The sequence below is a fragment of the Shimia sp. R9_1 genome, from assembly GCF_017743775.1.
In the GTDB taxonomy this organism is placed as follows: domain Bacteria; phylum Pseudomonadota; class Alphaproteobacteria; order Rhodobacterales; family Rhodobacteraceae; genus Shimia.
Genome location: NZ_JAGHRN010000001.1, coordinates 534,066 through 555,527, shown reverse-complemented (window position 1 = coordinate 555,527; position 21,462 = coordinate 534,066). Strand labels below are relative to the sequence as shown.

The following is a 21,462-nucleotide window of genomic DNA, read 5'->3' as shown; positions in this document are numbered from 1 at the left end:
GACATGAAAATTGCCTTCCAGATGGATCCGATCACCGGCGTGGATATCAATGCGGACAGCTCTTTCCGTATCGCCGAAGAAGCGCAGGCGCGCGGTCATGAGCTGTTTTACTACTCCCCTGATCATCTGGCCTATGAAGAAGGCGAAATCACAGCGCGCGGACATTCGATGGTGGTGCGCCGCGAAGAGGGCAATCATGTGGACCTCGGCCCGTTTGAGCGCGTAAATCTGGCAGATTTCGATGTGGTCTGGCTGCGCCAGGATCCGCCGTTTGACATGCATTACATCACCAGCACGCATTTGCTGGATCGGCTGGCGGGCAAAGCTTTGGTGGTGAATGTTCCCTTCTGGGTGCGCAACTATCCAGAGAAGCTGCTGGTGCTGGACTTCCCAGAGCTGACACCGCCCACGACGATTGCGCGGGATCTGGAAACCATCAAGGAATTCAAAGCCAAACATGGCGATGTGATCCTGAAGCCGCTTTATGGCAATGGCGGTGCAGGGGTGTTCCGTCTGGACGCCAACGACCGCAATCTCACGTCGCTGCATGAGCTGTTCATCGGGTTTAGTCGGGAGCCTCTGATCGTTCAGAAGTTCCTGCCCGATGTGAGCAATGGCGACAAACGTGTGATCCTTGTGAACGGGGAACCTGTCGGTGCCATCAACCGCGTGCCAGCTGCCGGGGAAACCCGCTCCAATATGCATGTGGGCGGGCGCCCCGAGAAGATTGGCCTGACTGAGCGGGATCTGGAAATCTGCGCCGCGATTGGTCCGCTTCTGCGCGAAAAGGGTCAGATCTTTGTCGGTATCGATGTGATTGGGGACTACCTCACAGAGATCAACGTCACCTCGCCAACCGGTATTCAGGAGCTGGAGCGTTTTGACGGGGTGAATATCGCCGAGAAGATCTGGGAAGCGATTGAAGGCAAATTGGCTTAACCCCGCAGAATGGGTGCGCTTCTCTTGGCTTTGACGGAGAGGTATCAGCTCAGCCACAGAATTTGATTTTTGCGAGGCTCAGCGACTGCTGGGCCTTGTTTCTTTGATCAGCTGTCAGGTGCGGTTGACAGGCGGAAGCTGATAGCCTCTGCGAGGTGCGGGCGCCTTATGCTGTCGCAGCTGTCGAGATCGGCAATGGTGCGCGCCACCCTTAAGACCCGATGATAGCCGCGGGCCGAAAGGCCAAAGCTCTCCGCCACTTGAGAGAGCAATTGCCGCCCTTCCGCATCCAGAGTGGCGATCTCTTCGAGCTGCTGACCGTGAATATCGGCGTTTGCGCGGATGGTGCTATCCTCACCAAAACGATGAAGCTGTCGCTCTCTGGCTTGTGCAACGCGCGCGGCCACGGTTTGCGATGTGTCGCCGTCTGCGGGCAGGTCAAGATCGCGGTAGGCCACAGGCGGCACTTCGATCCTCAGATCCAACCTGTCCAACAATGGACCGGACAGACGCCCCAGATAATCCTGTCCGCAATCGGGTACCCGTGCACAGGCTTGGGAAGGATCAAACATATGGCCACAACGACAGGGATTGGCCGCGGCAATAAGCATGAATTTGCTAGGGTATGTCACATGGGCGTTTGCGCGGGCGATCATGACTTGCCCGGTTTCTATCGGTTGGCGCAAGGTTTCGAGTACGGCACGAGAGAATTCCGGCATCTCATCCATGAACAGAACGCCATTGTGGGCGAGCGAGATTTCTCCGGGGCTGGCGCGGCGCCCACCGCCGACAATCGCTGCCATGGAGGCTGTGTGATGCGGTTCACGGAACGGCCGGCTGCGTGAAATGCCGCCCTGATCCAGCAGGCCCGCGATGGAATGGATCATCGAAGTTTCCAGCGCCTCTGCCGGGCTGAGCGGAGGCAAAATCGTGGGCAGGCGCGCTGCCAGCATGGATTTCCCGGACCCCGGCGCGCCGACCATAAAGAGATGGTGGCGCCCCGCCGCTGCGATTTCCAAAGCGCGTTTAGCGCGTTCCTGCCCTTTGACGTCCCTGAGGTCGAGGGAGCTTTGGGGGGCATGAACTTCGCCCGGCTCTGAGGGCTGAAGCGGCGATTGTCCGCTATAGTGTCGCACAACATCCGCAAGTGTCGCGGCCCCAATGACCTGCGTTGCGGCGACCCAAGCGGCCTCCGGGCTGGAGGCGGCGGGGCAGAGCAGGGTGCGGTCGTCCTCGGCGGCGCTCATCGCAGCCGGCAGCGCGCCTGTGACGCCGACGAGCGAGCCGTCCAGCGAAAGCTCTCCCAAGCTGACAGTGCTTTCAGAGGCATCTTCAGGGATGATCCCAAGCGCCGCAAGCAACGCCACCGCGATCGGCAGATCAAAGTGGCTGCCTTCTTTGGGCAGATCGGCGGGAGAAAGATTGATGGTGATGCGCTTTGACGGCAATGCGATCGCCATGGACGCCAGCGCCGAGCGGACCCGGTCTCGCGCTTCAGATACCGCCTTGTCCGGCAACCCGACTATTGAGAAAGCTGGAAGTCCCGGCGTGAGGGCGCATTGCACCTCGACCTGATGGGCCTCAACCCCTTCAAACGCTACCGTATATGCGCGCGCAACCATCGCACACCCCGCCACCAAACTAATTAACAAAACCTAAAGAGTTGGTAGCGGGGGATGGTTAGCGAAAGGTTAATTGCCGTCTAGAGCAGGGCCATGAAGGCGGGCCAGGCCTCTGGGTCGGCCGCAGTTTTGTCGCGGCAGAAGGCGTTGCAGAAGCCAAAGATGCGGCCTTCCATTTCCATGAAATGGGTGACAGGTTTGCCGGAATAGGGGCAGTTGGCATTCTCAGCACTTGTGGCTGCGACAGCTACGGCCTTGCGGGGCGCCGGGCCGGGCCAAGTGCGGGGTGGGTAGTCTTTGGCATACCAAGGCAGGGTTTGCCCATGCACGAGCCCCATGGCGCGCCACCGGCGAAATGCGGGATCGGAGAGATGGGCTGCAACATAGGCCTGCGCCACGTCGCCAACGGGAAGATTGTAGCCTGCAATCCGCCCGGCAACCGGAGCAAAGAACGCATCCGCTGCGCTATAGCTGCCGCAGAGCCATGGGCCGCCTTCTCCATATGAAGTGCGAGCGTGTTCCCAGATGGTTTCAAGGCGGGCGAGATCCGCCAGGACAGCTTCTGAGGGCTGAGCATCTTCATAGGATATGCGCAGGTTCATCGGGCAGTCATTGCGCAAGGCAAAGAACCCGGAGTGCATCTCTGCGGCCAAATTGCGTGCTGTCGCACGCGCGCCGGGGTCGGTCGGCCAGATCCCGGCGTCCGGATGCTGGGTTGCCAACTCCTCGGCGATGGCAAGGCTGTCTGAGACGACCGTACTTTCGGGGAATTTGACCGCTGGCACCGTGCGTGCCGGGGCGATTTTAGTGAGCTGCTCAGCCACCGATTGGTCTGAAAAGTCCACCAGCGTTGTGTTGCGGGCGATGCCGAATTTTTCGAACAGAAGCCAGCCGCGCAGGGACCACGAGGAATAGGCGTAATCGCCAAGATAAAGATCATACGTCATGGCGGTAGGCTAGCAATTGGTGATTAATCGTCAAAACGAAACATTTTGACGATATCCATCACAGTAATTGATTTATTTGCTGCGTGGCCCAGCCGGTGTCTGCGATTTTGAAAGAGGTGACGGAGAGATTGTCGATCCGATGGGCAAAGGCCTCTTCGGCTGTCAGGAGCTCTGCACGCTGCACTTGGGTGAGGATCACGCCAAAGTGCACAACCACAATCAGCTTGCCACCACGATGCGTGTCGATCAAGTGGTCTATGGCGGGATTTACACGCGCGCAGACCTCGTTCCAGCTTTCGCCATTTGGCGGTCGCACATCGCCGGGGTTTTCCCAATAGGCGCGGGCGAGGGCGGCATCCTCGGCTTCGATCTCTTTGAAATTCTTGAGTTCCCAGTCGCCAAAGTGGATTTCTCGCAGCTTCGGGTCATGTGGAAGGCGGGTGCGACTGCCCTGAATGGCGTCTGCTGTGGCAACGCACCGCTGCAGATCAGAGCTGATCACCAGACCGTCTTCGGGCAGGTGGTTTGAGAGCCGGGAAAGAGCGTCGGTATCGGAAAGATCTGCGGGCAGGTCTGACCAGCCCACCATGGATTTCGCATGGGTTGGTCCATGGCGCACAAGATGCAATTCGGTCATGGCAATTTCCCCTTCAAGACCATGGGCAGTCCGGCCACCACCAGAACCGCAAGGTCTGCCTGTCGTGCAAGTGCTTGATTGAGCGAGCCTTGGGCGTTGCGAAATTGGCGCGCGAGTTTGTTTTCCGGGACCACATCAAGGCCCACTTCATTTGAGACCACCACCACCCGTGCAGCGCAGTCTGTGAGCGCATTCAGGAGTTTGTCTTGCTCCGCCAAAAGATCGCTTTCGGCCAGTAAGTGATTGGAGAGCCACATGGTTGCGCAATCCAGAAGCACGACAGACTCCGCTGGCAGGTCTTTGAGAGCTTCGGCTGTTTCATGAGGCGCTTCAATGGTTTGCCAGTCTGGACCGCGCTGCAGAACGTGTTTTTCGACCTTGGCTTCCATCTCTCCATCAAAGGCCTGCGCCGTGGCGAGGTAGATGCGGGGCTGCCCGGTATCCATCACCAATTGTTCTGCAAAGACAGATTTTCCTGACGCTGCGCCGCCAAGAATAAGGCTCAGTTTGGGCAGCATTAATGGTCCTCTCGACTGGTTGGCGCGCACCCTGCGGGAAACAGGGGCCGAGGGCAAGTCGGAAAGCGGATGAGGCAAAACCACACAGCCAAGATCGCTTGCATCCCCGGGTCAGAGGCGTATTGGTTAATCTATGAAGTATATGGTGAAAGCGGGTGCTCTGGCGTTTGCGTTGGCAGGTGCTGCAGCAGAGGCGGAACAGCTGGATCTCAGCCTCCTTAAAGGGGTTGATGTGGTGTTCCTTGGCGAAGTGCATGACAATCCGGTGCATCATGGCACCCAAGCGCAGGCCACGTTGTCGATTGGCCCCAAGGCGATTGTGTTTGAGATGCTGACCCCATTTCAGGCTGCCGTGGTGGCGCCTGATCTCCTCGACAATGCTGAGGCGCTGGAAGAGGCCCTGGGGTGGGATGAGAGCGGTTGGCCCGATTTTTCAATGTACTACCCGATATTTGCGGTTTCTGAAGGGGCGCGCATCTATGGCGCGCAAGTACCGCGAGAGGTGGTGCGCCGGGTGTTGTCTGACGGTGATTTCAGCGCTGCAGTGGGCGGTGAGGCCGACCTCTATGGCCTGACAGCCCCCTTGCCAGAGGCGCAGCAGGCAGAACGCGAAAACATGCAGATGGCGGCGCATTGTGATGCTTTGCCGGAAGAGATGTTGCCGATCATGGTGACCGCGCAGCGGGTGCGGGATGCGCGACTTGCGCAAGCGACCACGCAGGCACTCCGAGACACCGGTGGACCGGTTGTGGTGATCAGCGGCAATGGCCATGTGCGCAACGACTGGGGGGCACCTTCGCTGATGGATCCGAGCATTTCCGTGGTGACCTTTGGGCAGCTTGAGGCGGAGCCTGAGGGTGTACCGCCCTATGATGCCTGGATTGTCACCGAAGCGGCGGAGCGCGAAGATCCCTGTGCGGCCTTCAAATGAGCTTGCTGCGCTATTCGGCGGCTTGAGTCTGTGAGCGCGGCGGCCTAACTTGAGCCAACCCGGCATCAGAAAGGCCTGCTAAATGCTGACAGACAAACGTATTCTTCTGATCATCGCAGGTGGAATCGCGGCTTACAAATCGCTTGAGCTGATCCGGCGCTTGCGTGAGCGCGGGGCCTGGGTGACCCCGGTGCTTACCCGCGCCGCAGAAGAATTTGTGACGCCATTGTCGGTGTCCTCACTGTCGGGAGAGAAGGCCTATCGGGATCTTTTTGATCTGACCGATGAGGCCGACATGGGGCATATCCAGCTGTCCCGCTCGGCAGATTTGATCGTGGTCGCACCCGGCACCGCCGATCTGATGGCGAAAATGGCGCTGGGAATGGCCAATGATCTGGCCTCCACGCTGCTGCTCGCGACAGACACGCCGGTTCTTGTCGCACCGGCGATGAATGTCCGGATGTGGGATCACCCTGCGACACAACGCAATCTGAGGCAGCTTACGGCTGATGGGATTGCATTCGTCGGCCCCAATGATGGGGATATGGCCTGCGGGGAGTTTGGCCCCGGCCGCATGGTTGAACCGATGGAAATTGTGCAGGCAGTTCAGGAGGTTATGGCCGAGGGGCCGCTGCAGGGGCGGCGTATTCTGGTGACCTCAGGGCCGACGCATGAGCCGATTGATCCGGTGCGCTACATTGCAAACCGCTCGTCTGGTGCGCAGGGCAGTGCGATCGCGCAGGCGCTCATAAAATTGGGGGCGGAGGTGATCTTTGTCACCGGTCCGGCGGACGCGGCGCGTCCAGAAGGCGCGACGTTGATCGAGGTTGAAACGGCGCAGGAGATGCTGTCGGCAGTACAGCAGAACCTGTCGGTTGATGCCGCCGTATTCTGTGCGGCAGTGGCGGATTGGCGGGTCGCAAGCGCTTCTGACAGCAAGATAAAAAAGACCAAAGGCGGATTGCCTGTGCTGGCGTTCGCAGAGAACCCGGACATTCTCGCAACCGTCAGCCAAATGGGCGACGGGCGGCCACCGTTGGTTGTGGGATTTGCGGCGGAAACCGATGATGTGATCGAAAACGCCACCGCCAAACGTATCCGTAAGGGATGTGACTGGATTGTCGCCAACGACGTGAGCCCTGCGACAGGGATTATGGGCGGCAGCGAAAATGCGGTGACCTTGATTTCTGATGCGGGATCAGAGGCTTGGCCGCGTATGGGTAAAGTTGAGGTGGCCGAGAAATTGGCTGCCCGGATAGCGGAAACACTGGTTGGCTGACGCGCTGGCGCGCGGCCTCCGGCGGGGATATTTGAAGAATGAGAAGATCATGGGACGCGTGAACATTAAGCTGAAGTGGCTTGACGGGGCGGATCAATCTGTTGGCCTGCCGTCTTATGAAACAGGTGGGGCGGCCGGTGCGGATGTGCGGGCAAATTTTCCGCCTGAACAACGCGCAGGGCTGCGACTTGCACCGGGATTGCGTGCTCTGATTCCAACGGGTCTTTCTCTCGAAATACCAACGGGTTATGAAGTGCAGATGCGGCCGCGATCCGGGCTTGCGCTGAAGCAGGGCCTGACATTGCCAAACTCGCCTGGGACAATTGACAGTGACTATCGCGGCCCGCTTGGGGTGATTGTGTTGAACGCTGGGCTGGAAACCATTGAGATCAGCCATGGCATGCGCATTGCGCAGATGGTGGTCGCACCGGTGGTTGTCGCAGATTTTGAATTGGATCAAGAGCTTAGCGAGACTGAGCGCGGCACGGGTGGCTTTGGCTCCACCGGGGTGAGCTGATGCTGCTGGTTCTGGCGATGGCAGCGATGCTTTGGGGGATTGGCCTTTTGATGGGCGCCCCGAAGTCTGCCCGTTGGAGCATGATTTTTGTTTTATATCTGGCAGTTATTGGCGTGCAGGCGGTGTTTCCATCTGACCATTCGCTCGCGATTGCCACCGGTGGCAGCCTAGCCATGTGGTTGATGATCGGCGGCGCGGTGGCGCTGGTGTTGGCCTATTCCACGATGTTGCAGAAACTGCGCGTGAAAGCTGAGGCCCGGGCTGCCGAGACAGTGCAGGAAGAGGCGGCGCAGGAACTGTTTTCAGACACCGAACTCAACCGTTATGCGCGTCATATTGTGCTGCGTGAAATTGGTGGGCTGGGGCAGAAAAAACTTAAGGATGCCAAAGTCTTGGTGGTCGGTGCAGGGGGGCTTGGATCGCCGGTTTTGCTCTATCTTGCGGCAGCGGGCGTGGGGCGTATTGGGGTGGTGGACGACGACATGGTCGACAACTCCAATCTGCAGCGTCAGGTGATCCACAAGGATGAAGCCATTGGTACGCCCAAGGTGCTCTCTGCGGCAGAGGCGATGGTGGCGCAAAACCCCTTTGTGCAGGTGGTGCCTTATCCGCGCAGGCTGACCGTTGACGATGCTGAGGAGATCATTGGCGAGTATGATCTTGTGCTGGATGGTACGGACAATTTTGACACCCGTTATCTTGTGAATGAGGTCTGTGTTGAGCAGGGCAAGCCTCTGATTTCTGGAGCTTTGTCGCAGTGGGAGGGGCAGCTCAGCGTGTTTGATACGGCCCGTAAAACGCCGTGTTATCAGTGCATTTTCCCAGAAGCACCAGCGCCGGAACTGGCACCGAGCTGCGCCGAAGCGGGGGTGATTGGTCCGCTGCCTGGGGTGGTGGGCACCATGATGGCAGCGGAGGCGATCAAGGTCATTACCGGAGCGGGAGCGGCGTTGCGCGGTGAGATGATGATCTATGATGCGCTGTGGGGAGAGACCCGCAAAATCACCCTCAATCGCCGCGCAGATTGCCCGACTTGCGGAGCGCGTTAACCTTTGAAATCCACGTCGGTATCGCGTCTGTACCGCGGCAATAACGCGTCGGTGTCATTTTCGGCACAAAATCAGCGTTAACCATTGTGGCAAAGGGCCTGTGTGCGCTCCGTGGCGGGAGATTGCGGCCCCGGCACGCGGTGCTAAGATCGCGCCCAAAGGAGATTCCCATATGACCAATCCGCTGTTGTCCACCTGGGACACATCATTTGCACTTGCGCCGTTTGACAAGATTTCTGATGCTGATTTTGCGCCCGCCTTTGAAGAGGCGCTTGCTGCGCACAAAGATGAGGTGGCGGCCATTGCCGACAACGCTGAGGCGCCGACATTTGCCAACACGATTGAAGCGATGGAGGCCGCGGGCGAAGGGCTTGATAAGGTGCTCTCTGTGTTCTTCACAGTGGCGGGTGCGGACAGCAATCCAGCGCGGGAGGCTTTGCAGCGGGAATTCTCTCCTAAGCTGGCAGCCCATAGTGCGGAGATTTCCGCAAACAAGGCGCTGTTTGGTCGGATCAATACAATCTGGGAGGGGCGCGACACGCTGGACCTCACTGAAGAGCAGCAGCGGGTGCTGATGCTGACTCATCGCGGCTTTGTGCGGGGCGGTGCAGTGCTTGAGGGCGCTGAGGATGCGCGCATGAAAGAGATCAAGTCACGACTGGCTGTTCTGGGGACAGAGTTCACGCAGAACCTTCTGGCGGATGAGCGCGATTGGTTCATGCCGTTGGCAGAAGCTGATCTGGAAGGGCTGCCAGACTTTGTGGTGGATGCGGCGCGCGCGGCGGGGGAAGAGAAAGAGGCAGGCGGGCCTGTTGTGACGCTGTCGCGTTCGCTGATCGTGCCGTTCCTGCAGTTTTCACCGCGCCGCGATCTTCGGGAGAAAGCCTTTGCGGCTTGGGCTGCGCGCGGGGCCAATGGCGGTGAGACTGACAACCGTGAGATTTCTGCGGAGATCCTATCGCTGCGTGAGGAACGCGCCAAGCTTTTGGGTTACGCGAGCTTTGCGGATTACAAGCTTGAGACCGAGATGGCAAAAACCCCCGGCGCGGTTCGGGATCTGTTGATGGCGGTTTGGGAGCCAGCCAAAGCGCGCGCGGAGGCGGATGCGGCTGTTCTGACCGAAATGATGCATGCGGATGGTGTGAACGGTGATCTGGCCCCTTGGGATTGGCGCTACTATGCGGAGAAGCGGCGCAAGGCGGAGCATGATCTGGATGAGGCAGCGCTCAAGCCTTACCTGCAGCTTGATCGGATGATCGAAGCGAGCTTTGCCTGTGCAACCCGCCTCTTTGGGTTGGAGTTCAAAGAGCTGGATGTGCCGCTTTATCACGAAGATTGCCGGGCCTGGGATGTGACGCGCAACGGTGAGCATGTTGCGGTGTTCATCGGCGATTACTTTGCGCGCGGGAGCAAACGCTCCGGGGCCTGGTGTTCCGCGATGCGGGCGCAGGCGAAATTCCCCGAGGTACAGGCGCCTGTGGTGATCAATGTCTGCAATTTTGCAAAGGGTGATCCGGCGCTCCTGAGCTATGATGATGCGCGCACGCTGTTCCATGAGTTCGGCCATGCGCTGCACCAGATGTTGTCCAATGTGACCTATGAGAGCATTTCAGGCACCTCCGTGGCGCGTGACTTTGTGGAGTTGCCCAGCCAGCTTTATGAGCATTGGCTGGAGGTGCCAGAGGTGCTGGCGGAATACGCCACACATGCAGAGACTGGGGCGGCGATGCCCGAAGAGATGCTGGAAAAAGTGTTGGGGGCTGCGAATTTCGATCAGGGGTTTGCCACGGTGGAATATGTCGCCTCGGCCTTGGTGGATCTGGCGTTCCATGAGGGGGCTGCGCCAAGGGATCCAATGGCCAAGCAATCCGAGGTTCTGGCGGAGCTGGGCATGCCCGCAGCGATCACCATGCGCCACGCCACACCGCATTTTGCCCATGTCTTTGCCGGGGACGGCTACAGCTCCGGGTATTACAGCTACATGTGGTCTGAGGTGATGGATGCGGATGCGTTTGAGGCCTTTGAGGAGGCTGGTAGCGCCTTTGATCCTGACACAGCCAAAGCGCTGGAAGCGCATATCCTCTCCACCGGCGGATCGGTGGATGCGGGGCAGCTTTATGAGCGGTTCCGGGGGCGTTTGCCTGGCGTCGAAGCGCTTTTGAAGGGGCGCGGTCTTGCCGCCTAAGGCTTTTCAATAAAAGCAAAAAGACCCGCGCTGGCAGAGGCTGGCGCGGGTCTTTTTATTGGCGAGGTAAGCCAAGAGGAAGCGTTATCCAATCACGCTGTGGCCGCGATTCTGCATGCAGCGGATCAGTACGTCACGGCGGGTGTGCTCGCGCTCTGAAGCAGCTTCGGCGGAGCCGACAAGACCGCCCACGGCGGCGCCAACAACGGCACCTTCGAGCGCATCATCCGCATCAGCCGCCCCGATCAACCCGCCGACAACTGCGCCGGTGGCGGCATATTCCGTGCCGGTGCCGTCTTTGAATGTCGCGGCCTGGGTGTGGCATTCTGCGTAGTCGTCATTGAAATTCGCGTTGCGGGTGCCATCCACCGTCAGCGGGCGGTCAACAGGCGCCGTGCAGGCGCCAAGCGCCATGGCAGAACACAGGCAGGCGATCAATGCGTTGTGGGACAGTTTGCGGTTGGTCATCATTCATTCCTTTTTCGAAAATCGGTTCGTCTTGATGGCGGCTACCTAAGAGGAGTCGTTTTTCAATTCAAGATGAAAGTTTTATGTTTTGCGTAAAAGATTGCATGTTTAGCTTAATTGAATTACTGAAGGGCAATAACTTTGGGAGCAAAAACATGAAATTAGTCGCCCGCCTCGCCATGCTGATCACCCTTGTTTATTTCACCTTCGGGTGGTCGGTTTTGTGGATCGGTGCCTTTATGGGGCATGCGGAGATGCTGGCGGACACGTTTGATCTGCCCCTTGACATGGCGGTGCCGCCGCATTGGGCGCTGATTGTGGGAATGACGATGATGTGGCCTGCGCTGTTCAGCCTTGGGTTGGGGTTTGGGGCGCTGGACCGGATTTTGATGCTACGCGATCCGCAGGATTTCTCCCGCATGGGGCAACATCTGCGGCTGTGTGCCTGGGCGTTTTTGGGGTTCTGGTTGCTCAACGCGCTCAATGTCGCCATGCAACCCGTGGTTTTGAGCGCCCATCTGGAAAAGGCGTTGCGGCCGGAGATTGAATATATCGACATTGATATCGACGTGGTTTTTCTAGTGCTCGCGGCGGTTTTCTTTGCGATCAGCCGATCTCTCAATCAGGCGCAAGAAATTGCTGACGAGAACAGCCAGTTCCTGTAGGAGGCCGCATGCCCATACGCATCAACCTCGATCTTGAACTGGTCAAACGCAAAATGACCTCGCGCGAACTGGCGCAGGCGATTGGTTTGACGGAAACCAACCTGAGCCTGTTGAAATCGGGCAAGGTGAAGGGCATCCGGTTTAATACGCTGGAGGCGATTTGCGCGCATTTGGGCTGTCAGCCTGGCGATATTCTGGAGTATGTGCCTGAGGAAGAGTAGCGCGTTTAGGGGCGCTGCCCCTGCCACATCAGGGATGTGGCCACCCCGGGATATTGCAGGAATGAGAACCATGAGAAAAGCCCGGGCGATGTGGCCCGGGATTTCTGTTTTGTTGGTGATGCGTAGCAGGTGCGCGTCAGATGCTTTGGTCGTAGTCGCCAACACCGGGCTCGGTGCGGATCACCGCGTCGATGTCGGCAAAGATGGCGCGCATTTCTGCTTCGCTTTCGGCGCTTTCAATCACCACCACAAGGTTCGGGGTATTTGAAGAGGCGCGCACAAGGCCCCAGCTGCCGTTGTCGAGAATGACGCGGGCGCCGTTGACGGTGACCACCTCTTTGATGGCGCGGCCAGCGACGGTTTCACCAGCCTCATGTTTGGCAACAAGCTTCTCCACCAGACGTTCAAGAATGTCGTATTTCTCGGTGTCAGCCGCATAGGGCGACATGGTGGGGGTGGACCAGGTTTTGGGCAGGGCCTTGCGCAGGTCAGACATCTTCATGTCCGGGTTGCGATCAAGCATTTTGCAAACCTCAACTGCGACGCGCATGCCGCAGTCGTATCCTCGGCCAATTGGCTCGGCGAGGAAGTAGTGGCCGGATTTTTCAAAGCCCGCCAGCGCGCCAAGCTCATGCACACGGCGTTTCATGTGGCTGTGGCCGGTTTTCCAGTAGTCGGTTTTGGCACCGGTGGCGAGCAGATCAGGGTCTGCCGCGTAAAGGCCGGTGGATTTTACGTCAGCCACAAAGGTTGCGTTGGGATAGATCTTGCCCAGATCTTTGGCCATGATCACGCCGACTTTGTCGGCAAAGATCTCTTCGCCTTCGTCATCCACCACACCGCAGCGGTCGCCATCGCCGTCAAAACCCAGCGCCAGATCGGCGCCGGAGGCCTTCACGCTGTCAGACATGTCGTGCAGCATCAGCATGGCTTCCGGGTTGGGGTTGTAGTTGGGGAATGTGTAGTCAAGCTCACAATGGCTTTCGACCACCTCAACGCCGATGCGTTTGAAGATTTCCGGCGCAAAGGCGGCGGCGGTGCCGTTGCCGGTGGCGCAGACAACTTTCAACGGGCGGGACATTTTGAAATCACCCACCAGATCGTCGATATAGGCTTCACGCACACCGTCCACGACCTCATGTTTGCCGCCATCATGGGCGTCAAAATCACCATTGAGCACGATGTCTCGCAGCTCGGCCATTTCGTCCGGGCCATGGGTGAGCGGCTTTTCAAAGCCCATTTTCACGCCGGTCCAGCCATTGGGGTTGTGGGAGGCGGTCACCATCGCCACGGCAGGTGTGTTCAGGTGAAATTGCGCAAAATAGGCCATGGGCGAAAGCGCGGGGCCGATGTCTTTGACATGGATGCCTGCCTTCATGAGGCCCACAATCAATGCCATTTTGATGGCCACGGAGTAGTCGCGATAGTCGTTGCCCACGGCGATCACCGGCTCGATCCCGCGGCGGCGCATCTGGGTGCCCAGACCAAAGCCAAGCGCGGTCATGCCCGGTAAGTTGATCTCTTCAGGGAATTGCCAGCGCGCGTCATATTCGCGAAAGCCGGTGGGCTTGATCATCGGGTCGCGCAGAAATTCCCAAGTGTTGGGGCGCACGTCGGCAATCGGTTTCATCATTTCAAAGTCTCTCTAATAAAATGTGGTCCGTGGTCGTCAAAAGGGGCGAGCAAACGATCAGATCGAGATCGGGTTGGCCTTTGCCAAAGCATCAAATTGCATCAGGGAGGTGACAAGTGCGCCCATTTGATCCAGCGGGATCATATTGGGGCCGTCAGAGGGGGCGGTGTCCGGATTTTCATGCGTTTCGATGAAAACAGCAGCGGTTCCGATACTCACTGCGGCGCGAGCCATAACCGGTGCGAACTCGCGCTGGCCGCCGGAGCTGCCGCCCTGACCACCGGGTTGTTGCACGGAGTGGGTGGCATCCATCACCACGGGATAGCCGGTTTTGGCCATCTGCGGGAGCGAGCGCATGTCCGCCACAAGGGTGTTGTAGCCAAAGGAGGTGCCGCGTTCGGTCAGCAGGATGTTTGTGTTTCCGGTGCTCTCGATCTTGGTGACAATGTTGCCCATTTCCCAAGGGGCGAGGAACTGGCCCTTTTTGACATTGACGGCCGCACCGGTGTTGCCCGCTGCCAGTAGCATGTCTGTCTGGCGGCAGAGAAACGCGGGAATTTGCAGAATGTCCACGGCCTCAGCCGCGATGGCGCATTGTTCCTCGGTGTGAACATCGGTCAGCACGGGCACGCCAAAATCCTTGCGGATGCCATCCAGTACAGCGAGGCCCGCCTCGATGCCCATACCGCGAATGCCGGAAAGCGAGGTGCGGTTGGCCTTGTCGTAGCTGGCCTTGAAGACATATTGCGCGCCGGCTGCCTCGCAGGCTTCTTTCATGGTGCCGGCGATCATCTCGGCGTGGTCTTTGCTCTCCAGCTGGCAGGGGCCTGCGATGACGGTCAGCGGGAGATCGTTGCCGATGGTGAGATTGCCGACGTTTACATGTTTCATCACGAAGATACCTGTTCTCTGAGGATGGACGCTGTGAGCGAGATCATCAGATAGATGCCTGAAAAGATCAGGAAGGCCAAGATCGTGTTTTCAAACTTGCGTGGATAAGACGGATCCTCGGAGGCGACGGGCACAACAGACGTGGTGAGATAGCGCACCTGGCGGTTTGCCTCGAGCTCCGTCTGTTTGAGGGTTTGCAGCGCGGATTGCATCAGCAGGTCAGCGGTGGCCAGATCGGCCTGCGCCATCTGGATTTGCGCGGTCTGCTGGGCCAGAGAGCTTTCGCCTTGGGTGGCCTCGGTCATCTCGCTTTGCAGCCGCGCCAGGAGCGCGTTGAGGCGGCGGATGTCACCGCGCACACCGTCCACACGTGCCTGATTGGGGCGCGCATTGTCTTCAAGAGCGGCCAGTTGCAGCTCTTTTTCCTGCAGCTGGATCTGCACGTTGGAGATTTGCTGGCGCAGGGAGGCGATCACCCCTTCGGGATCAAGGATGGTGGTTTCCTGCAGGCCAACCATGGCCGCCTGAGCCTCGCGCCGTTCGGCTTTGGCCTGCTCAAGGCTGGCACGGGCATCGCGCAGCTGATCTTCGCGCTTGCGCTGGGAAAGGTCATCAACCCGTTGTTCCGCATAACCAATCAGCGCCTCGGCAAAGCGGGCGGAGGTTTGCGGATCGGGAGTGGCGATCTCCATGCGGATCACGCCCTCGGTGGGGTCGTAGCCGATTTTGACGTATTTCTTATAGAGCTTATACGCTTCCTCATTGGAGGCGTCTGTGTCCAGCCGTTGGATTGGATCGACGTTTTGCTCGCTGAAGGTCGTTTTGAAGCCCTCATCCGCATCCAGCCGCAGCATCGCGTCTTTGGAGGCGAGGTAGCTTTGTGTGGCGATGCTGTCCTGATTGGTGGCAAATTGCGTGCCCGAAAGCAGCCCGCCAATGCCACCTGAGCCGCCTGCGGCGTCGGCCTGCAAAATCAGGAACTCGGATTTGGTGGAATACATCGGTGTGGCCACCGAATAGAAATACCAGCCAGCAAACAGCGTTGGCAGAAACACAAAAGCGGACAGGCGTGCCAGCAAGAGCAGCATACGCTTGCGGCGACGGCGCGCGATGTCTTTCTGGATTTCCCCAATTTCCAGGGCCCGCATTTCTGAGGGCGACATGGTTTCGGTGGAGGGCAGAGTGGATTTGCCGATCGGCATGGTTTGCGGGAGTTGCACGCGGCCACCGGCAGGGGCTTTCTCACCCTTGGAGGTGGGCATCAGATCCAGCATGTTGGTACGCTGGAACGGATCAATGCCAGCGTTGCGCAACACGCGCACGGCGTCATAATCCGATGTTGCGGGCAATTCGTTCTTTTGCGCCATGCGGCGGGCCATGCGCAACTGGCGGCCTGTCAGACCTTCGCGTTTGATTGCGTCGATTTCAGCCTCTGCGCCCTGTGGCGTCGGCTGCTCAGGCGCGGCTTGTGGTGTTGGTGCAGCAGCGCTGTTGTCAGGGGCGGATTGTGCGGCGCCTGCCTGATGCATCCCTTTCCTCACCACCTGAACCGGCGGGCGCGTGGGAGCGGCGCCCGGCGCGGCGTTGGGCTGGGCGCCACCTGCTGCTGGAGCGTCAAGGGACTCTGACCGGCGGATACGGAATTTCTTAGCCTTGGGTTTGGTAGTCATAGAGCTGTTTTGCCTCTTCCAAGGTGTCGAACATATAGAGCTTGCCATTCAGCAGCACGGCGGCTGAGCGCGCAAATTTTTCCAGCACCTGGGGCTGGTGTGACACGATCACAATTGTGGTGGTGCGCAGGCGTTCGCGCAGCACATCACCGGCTTTCTTGTTGAATTCCACATCGGTTGACGAGGGCATGCCCTCGTCGATCAGATACATATCAAAATCCAGCGCGAGCATTAGCGCGAAGGTAAAGCGCGAGCGCATGCCGGAGGAATAGGTCCCCAGCGGCTGGTCAAAATATTCACCCAGATTGCAGAGCCAGCGGCAGAAGGCCTCCACATAGTCTGGATCAAGACCGTAAAGGCGCGCGATATAGCGGCTGTTTTCCACGGCGGTGTGTTTGTTCACCACGCCGCCCATAAACCCAAGCGGGAAGGAGATGCGGCATTCGCGGCGGATCACACCCTCATCGGGTTTCTCCAAGCCAGCCATCATATTGATCAGAGTGGTTTTGCCGGTGCCATTGGGCGCGAGAATGCCGAGAGAATTGCCCAACTCCACGCGAAAAGACACCTGCTCAAGGATGACCTTGCGCTGTGTGCCCGTCCAGAAGGACTTACTCACGTTGTCGAACTCGAGCATCGACTGCTCCCGGTACTGCTCAAATGTGCGTATACTTGGGTAAGTATAGCGCATGATTGTTAACGCTCTGTCGGCGATTTGCTCCAATATGGAGGATTGTGATGTCTATTAGCAACTATCTGCGGCAAGAATTGGGCAATAAACACATAAAACTGCAGCGGATTTCGCACAGTTGTGAAGGCGCGCCAGCGGGGGCTGACAGCGGGAGGGAAAAATACCGGCGCCGCGAGGGGCAGAGCCGGTAGATCGTCTTGATGGAAGTGGGCTCTAGGCGACCGCTTGCCAGATGGAACCGGCTATCAGCGCGCCAAGCATGGCGTAGCCGAAATAGGCGGCAAAGACGCGGGGTTTGACCAAGGCCCAGACAGCGATGGCCGCAGGGATACAGCTGACGCCGCCCGCAATCACAAAGGACATCGCCGCTCCGTTGGACATGCCTTGCTCCACCAGACCAGCGACCAGCGGCACGGCGGCGTAGCCGTTGAGGTAAGCCGGTGCGCCGACCAGAGCGCCCAGAAGGATTGGCATGAAACCCTCGCCGCCCAGAATGCCTGCGATCCATTCTGCGGGCACATAGTGGATCATCATCGCCTCAATCACATAGGCCAGCAGCAGCCATTTCAGCAGAAAGAGGCCGTTTTCAAGCGTGGTTTCACGAAAGGTCACACGGCGGTCGGCGTCTTGCCAGAACTTCCACTCGGGCTTGCCGGAGAAGGGCTTTTGTACGCCACAACAGCCACCTACCTGAGGTTTTTCACGCAGCGGGTCTGTAAAAACAGGCGTGGATTTCAGCACCATAGTGCCAAAGCCGCCCAGAAGCCCGAGCCCAATGGCTGAGAGCGCTTTGGCTATGGCAAATTCATAACCCAGCGTGCCGGAGGTGATGGCAAACATGGCCGGATCCATCAGCGGGGAGGCCAGCCAGAAGGCCATAACTGCTGACAGCGGCGCGCCGACGGCCAAGAGTGCTGCGATGAAGGGGATCACCTCACAAGAGCAGAAAGGCGACAGGCCTCCGAGCAGGGCTGCGAAGAAAATCATGCGGGTCTCGCGCCCTTCAAAGGCTTTGGCGAGCAGGTTCTCCGCCCCGGTCGCCTTCAGATAGCCAATGGCAAATACCGCAAACAGAATGAAAGGCGCGGTGTGCAGCAGCGCGTTCTTGGTAAAGATCACTGTTGGCAGGAATTGCGGCCAATCCAAGAGGGCAACCAAGGGCAGGATCACTGCGCTGGCGGCCCATGCGGCGTCGATCCGCGCCAACTGGCGGCGCAGCGGTGAGGGTGTTTGCGTGAGGTCAGCCATGGGGGTGGTCCTTATCTGGGCTGGGGCTGTCGGCGCAGCATTCTTTGAGGAGGAACGCCGAGAGATCGCGTACCGCGTCATAAGCAACAGCGGCGCAAATAATTGAACGGCCTTGCTTTTCCTGAGTCACAAGCCCGGCTTGGGCGAGGATCTTCATATGGTGGGTCAGGGTGGAGCCGGTGACGCCGGTGCGTTTTCCAAGCTCGCCAATGGACAGGCCATCTGTGCCCGCGCGCACCAAGTAGCGCAGTACGGCCAGCCGTTGCTCAGAGCCAAGGGCGGCAAAGGTGGAGGCGGCAATCTCTAGAGAGATATCGGAGGGATCAGTGTGTTTCATATTTCTAAAAATATCGAAATAAAACCTTCGTGCAAGGTTTATTTCGAATATTGTCGAAATAAGCTGCAGCGGCTATCCCTAAACCTATGCAATTGATTGAAGATATTCGAGCCTGCCAGATCTGCGCGGAACGCTTTGCCAAGACTGCCACTGCGCATGCGCCGCGGCCGGTGGCCTGGTTTCAGCCCGGCGCACGCATTCTGGTTGTCGGTCAGGCGCCGGGGGCGCGGGTCCATGAAAGTGGCAAGCCCTTTACCGATCCGTCAGGTGATCGCCTGCGGGACTGGATGGGGATTGGGGCGGATGTGTTTTACGACCAATCAAAGGTGGCGATTGTGCCGATGGCGTTCTGCTTTCCGGGCTACAACGCCAAAGGCAGTGATCTGCCTCCGCCGCCCATATGCGCGAAAACTTGGCGGCATCAGGTGATGGAGGCGCTGGGAGAGGTGCCTTTGACGCTGGTGATCGGGGGCTACGCGCAGAAGTGGCATCTGGGTGTGAAAACCGGCGTGACCGATACGGTGACGCAGTGGCGCGACCATGCGCCGGACGTCTACCCCTTGCCTCATCCGTCCTGGCGCAATACGGCATGGCTGAAGAAACATCCGTGGTTTGCTGAGGAGCTGTTGCCCAGTGTGCAGGCCCGTATCAAGGAGGCTCTGGCGTGAGCGATATGACCCCACTGGATCAGGCCCATATGGCCATGGAAGCGGCCCCGCAGGATGACGGGGCGCGGCTGAGGTTCTATGAACGGCTGGCGGATGCAGAGCTGTTCCTTCTTTTGGAAAAAGAGCCTGAAGGGGATCGCATCGCCCCGGAAATCTTTGAAACGTCTGATGCGCGCTTTGTGCTGGTGTTTGACACCGAAGAGCGTCTGGCGGAATTTGTTGGCCGCGTGGCCCCTTATGCGGCGCTCTCAGGCCGGATCATTGCCACCATGCTGGCTGATCAAGGCATTGGACTGGCCGTGAATCCGGAGGTGGCGCCGTCGTCGATCTTGATTCCGGGAGAGGCGCTGGGCTGGTTGTCTGACACGCTGACCCATGCGCCAGATGAGGTGGAAGCCAAGGTGGAGAGCTTTGCGCCGCCAGCAGGTTTGCCGGAACATCTGATCACCGCTTTGGACATGAAGCTGTCCACGGCTGCAGGGCTTGCCAAAATGGCCTATCTGGTTGGCACCACCTATGAGAATGGCAGCCGATCCCACATGCTTGGGTTTGTGGACACGCTGCCCGGATCAGAAGGGGCGTTGGCCAAAGCCGTGAACGAAGCGCTGACGTTCTCCGGTATTGAAGCCGGATCGCTGGATGTGGGCTTTTTTGCCGCCAAAGATCCGGTGGCGGCGCAACTCGCCAAATCCGGTCTGCGGTTTGATTTGCCCGAACCGCCAAAAGCGCAGGAATATAAACCGGTTGCGCCGGGCAGCGACCCGGATGCGCCGCCCCGTCTGCGCTAAACGCGCCTTTCCTCTTGCCCAAAGTATTCCGGGGTGAATGCCACAGCTTGCTGTGGCAGAGGGGCTGGCCCCTTCACCGCCGGGATAACATTGGATCTAAGCCTGAATAAATCTGCGCTCAGTACCCGGCCGCGCGATCCACGAGGTGCAGAAACGGCTCGCCAGCTTCGCCGCGCCGAATGTTTTCCACCACCACCTGACTGGCGGTTTCTGTGCGGGTTTCTGAGGCAATGTGGGGGGTGACCGTCACATTGGGATGAGCCCAATAGGGGTGATCAGCGGGCAGGGGTTCTATGCGAAAAACATCGAGGGTGGCCTGGGCGATATGTCCGCTATTGAGGGTGGCCAGCAGGGCCTCGTCGTCGATCAGTTGACCGCGTCCCGGGTTCACGATCATCGCGCCTGCGGGCATCTGCGCGAGACGTTTGGCGTCCAGAAGATTTTCCGTGGCCGGGGTTTTGGGCAGAAGCAGCACAAGAATATCGGCGCGCGAAAGCGCTGCGGTCAGGCCATCCTCACCTGCGAGACATGTCACGCCCTTCACGTCCTTGGGGCGGCGGCTCCAGCCAGCAACGTCAAAGCCCAATTGGCTGAGCTTGGTTGCGCATGCGCTGCCCAATTCTCCCAAGCCCAAGACCGTGACCCGACGGTTTTGCGCCAGCGGAGGAATGTGGGGCTCCCAGGTGCCGTCTTGGCGAAGAATATTGCGGTCCATGCCAAGATGATGGCGCATCACATGGCCAACGACCCACTCGATCATGCCCTGCGTCATGCCCGGATCCACCATGCGGGCGAGGGGCGCTTTGAGTGTGGGGTTGCCCACCACGCTTTCGACGCCAGCCCAGAGATTCAGCACGGCCTTCAGCCGCGTGTAAGGTGTGAAATCCTGCACTGCGCTGTTGGGGGCATAAATGATGTAGTCGACCTCTTCTGGCGGAAATTCAGTGCGCAGGTCGGCCGTTAGGCCGGCGGCCGCGAGCCCTGACTTGAGGTGGGGCTCATAGGCCGCCCAACGGTCAGCTTTGGCAGCGAAGAGAACGTTGATCATGTGGCAAACACTCCGGACATGTCGGCAAAACCTTTGATTTCGATCGGGTTGCCGAACGGATCGGTGAAGAACATTGTGCTATGTTCCCCCGGCTCTCCGGCAAAACGGGTGAAGGGCGCCAGCACAAATTCGACGCCCGCCTCGGTCAGTTTGGTGGCCAATGCATCCCACTCGGCTTTGGGCAGGATCACACCGAGGTGGGGCATGGGCACGAGATGCTCGCCCACATGGCCTGTGGCAGCCGTGGCGAAGGGTTCGCCAAGATGCAGCGAGAGCTGATGACCAAAGAAGTTATAGTCCACCCAGGTTTCGGTGCTGCGTCCCTCTGCACAGCCCAGCAGGTCGCCATAAAAAGCGCGCGCGTGATCAAGGTCGCGGACGTTAAAGGCCAGATGAAAAATGCTCATTTGAGGCGCTCCTTTGCGCAAGAGAATAGGGATCTGGTCTCTGGGTAAAAGATGAAAGAGGCTTACGGTAGCTTGTTTTTATTTCTTCAGACATAAGGTTTTC

At 58.8% G+C, this 21,462-nt stretch carries 23 protein-coding genes; 10 read left to right on the top strand and 13 right to left on the bottom strand.

Features of this window, described 5'->3' with window-relative positions:
* Positions 1-3 precede the first annotated feature (3 nt).
* Positions 4-939, top strand: coding sequence for a glutathione synthase (gene gshB / locus J7399_RS02635; protein WP_209083986.1), 936 nt, complete (start codon positions 4-6; stop codon positions 937-939).
* A gap of 107 nt (positions 940-1,046) precedes the next feature.
* Here the strand turns inward: gshB and J7399_RS02630 are convergent, their stop codons facing one another.
* From J7399_RS02630 to cobU, 4 genes are all read right to left on the bottom strand, one after another.
* A complete protein-coding gene (locus tag J7399_RS02630; RefSeq protein WP_209083984.1) occupies positions 1,047-2,561 on the bottom strand; it encodes a YifB family Mg chelatase-like AAA ATPase in 1,515 nt (504 codons plus the stop codon).
* A gap of 80 nt (positions 2,562-2,641) precedes the next feature.
* Positions 2,642-3,508 (bottom strand): glutathione S-transferase, encoded by an 867-nt coding sequence (locus tag J7399_RS02625; protein WP_209083982.1) that lies wholly within the window; start codon positions 3,506-3,508, stop codon positions 2,642-2,644.
* 58 nt (positions 3,509-3,566) lie between these two features.
* Entirely contained in the window at positions 3,567-4,145 is a 579-nt protein-coding gene (locus J7399_RS02620) for a histidine phosphatase family protein (protein ID WP_209061309.1), read from the bottom strand.
* Positions 4,142-4,663, bottom strand: a complete 522-nt coding sequence (gene cobU, locus J7399_RS02615; RefSeq protein WP_209083981.1) for a bifunctional adenosylcobinamide kinase/adenosylcobinamide-phosphate guanylyltransferase — start codon at positions 4,661-4,663, stop codon at positions 4,142-4,144. The genes J7399_RS02620 and cobU overlap by 4 nt, the downstream gene beginning before the upstream one ends.
* Positions 4,664-4,796: 133 nt before the next feature.
* Between cobU and J7399_RS02610 the strand changes: the two genes are divergently transcribed.
* The 5 genes from J7399_RS02610 (at position 4,797) to J7399_RS02590 (ending at position 10,624) form a co-directional block, all read left to right on the top strand.
* Positions 4,797-5,594 (top strand): ChaN family lipoprotein, encoded by a 798-nt coding sequence (locus tag J7399_RS02610; RefSeq protein WP_247742701.1) that lies wholly within the window; start codon positions 4,797-4,799, stop codon positions 5,592-5,594.
* Between the two features lie 82 nt (positions 5,595-5,676).
* Positions 5,677-6,873, top strand: coding sequence for a bifunctional phosphopantothenoylcysteine decarboxylase/phosphopantothenate--cysteine ligase CoaBC (gene coaBC / locus J7399_RS02605; RefSeq protein WP_209083980.1), 1,197 nt, complete (start codon positions 5,677-5,679; stop codon positions 6,871-6,873).
* Between the two features lie 49 nt (positions 6,874-6,922).
* Positions 6,923-7,390, top strand: a complete 468-nt coding sequence (dut, locus tag J7399_RS02600; RefSeq protein ID WP_209077856.1) for a dUTP diphosphatase — start codon at positions 6,923-6,925, stop codon at positions 7,388-7,390.
* Complete coding sequence (locus tag J7399_RS02595; RefSeq protein ID WP_209083979.1) at positions 7,390-8,439, top strand: HesA/MoeB/ThiF family protein; 1,050 nt, start codon at positions 7,390-7,392, stop codon at positions 8,437-8,439. Before dut ends, J7399_RS02595 begins: the two co-directional genes overlap by 1 nt.
* 172 nt (positions 8,440-8,611) lie before the next feature.
* Positions 8,612-10,624 (top strand): M3 family metallopeptidase, encoded by a 2,013-nt coding sequence (locus J7399_RS02590; RefSeq protein ID WP_209083978.1) that lies wholly within the window; start codon positions 8,612-8,614, stop codon positions 10,622-10,624.
* Between the two features lie 84 nt (positions 10,625-10,708).
* Here J7399_RS02590 and J7399_RS02585 read toward each other — a convergent pair whose 3' ends face one another.
* Complete coding sequence (locus J7399_RS02585) at positions 10,709-11,092, bottom strand: glycine zipper 2TM domain-containing protein (protein WP_209083977.1); 384 nt, start codon at positions 11,090-11,092, stop codon at positions 10,709-10,711.
* Positions 11,093-11,247: 155 nt separating this feature from the next.
* Here J7399_RS02585 and J7399_RS02580 point away from each other — a divergent pair, with 155 nt between their 5' ends.
* Positions 11,248-11,757: a hypothetical protein gene (locus J7399_RS02580; protein ID WP_209083975.1), complete on the top strand. Its 510-nt coding sequence runs from the start codon at positions 11,248-11,250 to the stop codon at positions 11,755-11,757.
* Positions 11,758-11,765: 8 nt separating this feature from the next.
* Entirely contained in the window at positions 11,766-11,978 is a 213-nt protein-coding gene (locus J7399_RS02575) for a helix-turn-helix transcriptional regulator (RefSeq protein WP_058241470.1), read from the top strand.
* 136 nt (positions 11,979-12,114) lie between these two features.
* Here J7399_RS02575 and J7399_RS02570 read toward each other — a convergent pair whose 3' ends face one another.
* The 6 genes from J7399_RS02570 to J7399_RS02545 all read right to left on the bottom strand — a co-directional run bounded on the left by J7399_RS02570 (position 12,115) and on the right by J7399_RS02545 (position 18,448).
* Positions 12,115-13,611, bottom strand: a complete 1,497-nt coding sequence (locus J7399_RS02570; RefSeq protein WP_209083973.1) for a phosphomannomutase/phosphoglucomutase — start codon at positions 13,609-13,611, stop codon at positions 12,115-12,117.
* 57 nt (positions 13,612-13,668) lie between these two features.
* Positions 13,669-14,502, bottom strand: a complete 834-nt coding sequence (kdsA, locus tag J7399_RS02565) for a 3-deoxy-8-phosphooctulonate synthase (RefSeq protein ID WP_209061289.1) — start codon at positions 14,500-14,502, stop codon at positions 13,669-13,671.
* Positions 14,502-16,172 carry a capsule biosynthesis protein gene (locus J7399_RS02560; protein WP_209083971.1) on the bottom strand — a complete coding sequence of 557 codons (1,671 nt, stop codon included), beginning with the start codon at positions 16,170-16,172 and terminating at the stop codon, positions 14,502-14,504. The genes kdsA and J7399_RS02560 overlap by 1 nt, the downstream gene beginning before the upstream one ends.
* Positions 16,150-16,809, bottom strand: coding sequence for an ATP-binding cassette domain-containing protein (locus J7399_RS02555; RefSeq protein ID WP_209061267.1), 660 nt, complete (start codon positions 16,807-16,809; stop codon positions 16,150-16,152). The genes J7399_RS02560 and J7399_RS02555 overlap by 23 nt, the downstream gene beginning before the upstream one ends.
* Before the next feature lie 267 nt (positions 16,810-17,076).
* The gene (locus J7399_RS02550) at positions 17,077-18,111 is read right to left on the bottom strand and encodes a permease (RefSeq protein ID WP_209083969.1); all 1,035 of its coding nucleotides are present in this window, start codon (positions 18,109-18,111) and stop codon (positions 17,077-17,079) included.
* Positions 18,104-18,448: a metalloregulator ArsR/SmtB family transcription factor gene (locus J7399_RS02545; protein WP_209083967.1), complete on the bottom strand. Its 345-nt coding sequence runs from the start codon at positions 18,446-18,448 to the stop codon at positions 18,104-18,106. Before J7399_RS02545 ends, J7399_RS02550 begins: the two co-directional genes overlap by 8 nt.
* Before the next feature lie 86 nt (positions 18,449-18,534).
* Here J7399_RS02545 and J7399_RS02540 point away from each other — a divergent pair, with 86 nt between their 5' ends.
* Both J7399_RS02540 and J7399_RS02535 read left to right on the top strand, forming a co-directional pair.
* Positions 18,535-19,116, top strand: coding sequence for a uracil-DNA glycosylase family protein (locus tag J7399_RS02540; protein ID WP_209083965.1), 582 nt, complete (start codon positions 18,535-18,537; stop codon positions 19,114-19,116).
* Entirely contained in the window at positions 19,113-19,904 is a 792-nt protein-coding gene (locus J7399_RS02535) for an SseB family protein (RefSeq protein WP_209061260.1), read from the top strand. Before J7399_RS02540 ends, J7399_RS02535 begins: the two co-directional genes overlap by 4 nt.
* A 118-nt stretch (positions 19,905-20,022) precedes the next feature.
* Here J7399_RS02535 and J7399_RS02530 read toward each other — a convergent pair whose 3' ends face one another.
* Both J7399_RS02530 and J7399_RS02525 read right to left on the bottom strand, forming a co-directional pair.
* Positions 20,023-20,952 carry a glyoxylate/hydroxypyruvate reductase A gene (locus J7399_RS02530; RefSeq protein ID WP_209083963.1) on the bottom strand — a complete coding sequence of 310 codons (930 nt, stop codon included), beginning with the start codon at positions 20,950-20,952 and terminating at the stop codon, positions 20,023-20,025.
* Positions 20,949-21,359 carry a VOC family protein gene (locus tag J7399_RS02525; RefSeq protein WP_209083961.1) on the bottom strand — a complete coding sequence of 137 codons (411 nt, stop codon included), beginning with the start codon at positions 21,357-21,359 and terminating at the stop codon, positions 20,949-20,951. Before J7399_RS02525 ends, J7399_RS02530 begins: the two co-directional genes overlap by 4 nt.
* Positions 21,360-21,462: the final 103 nt, after the last annotated feature.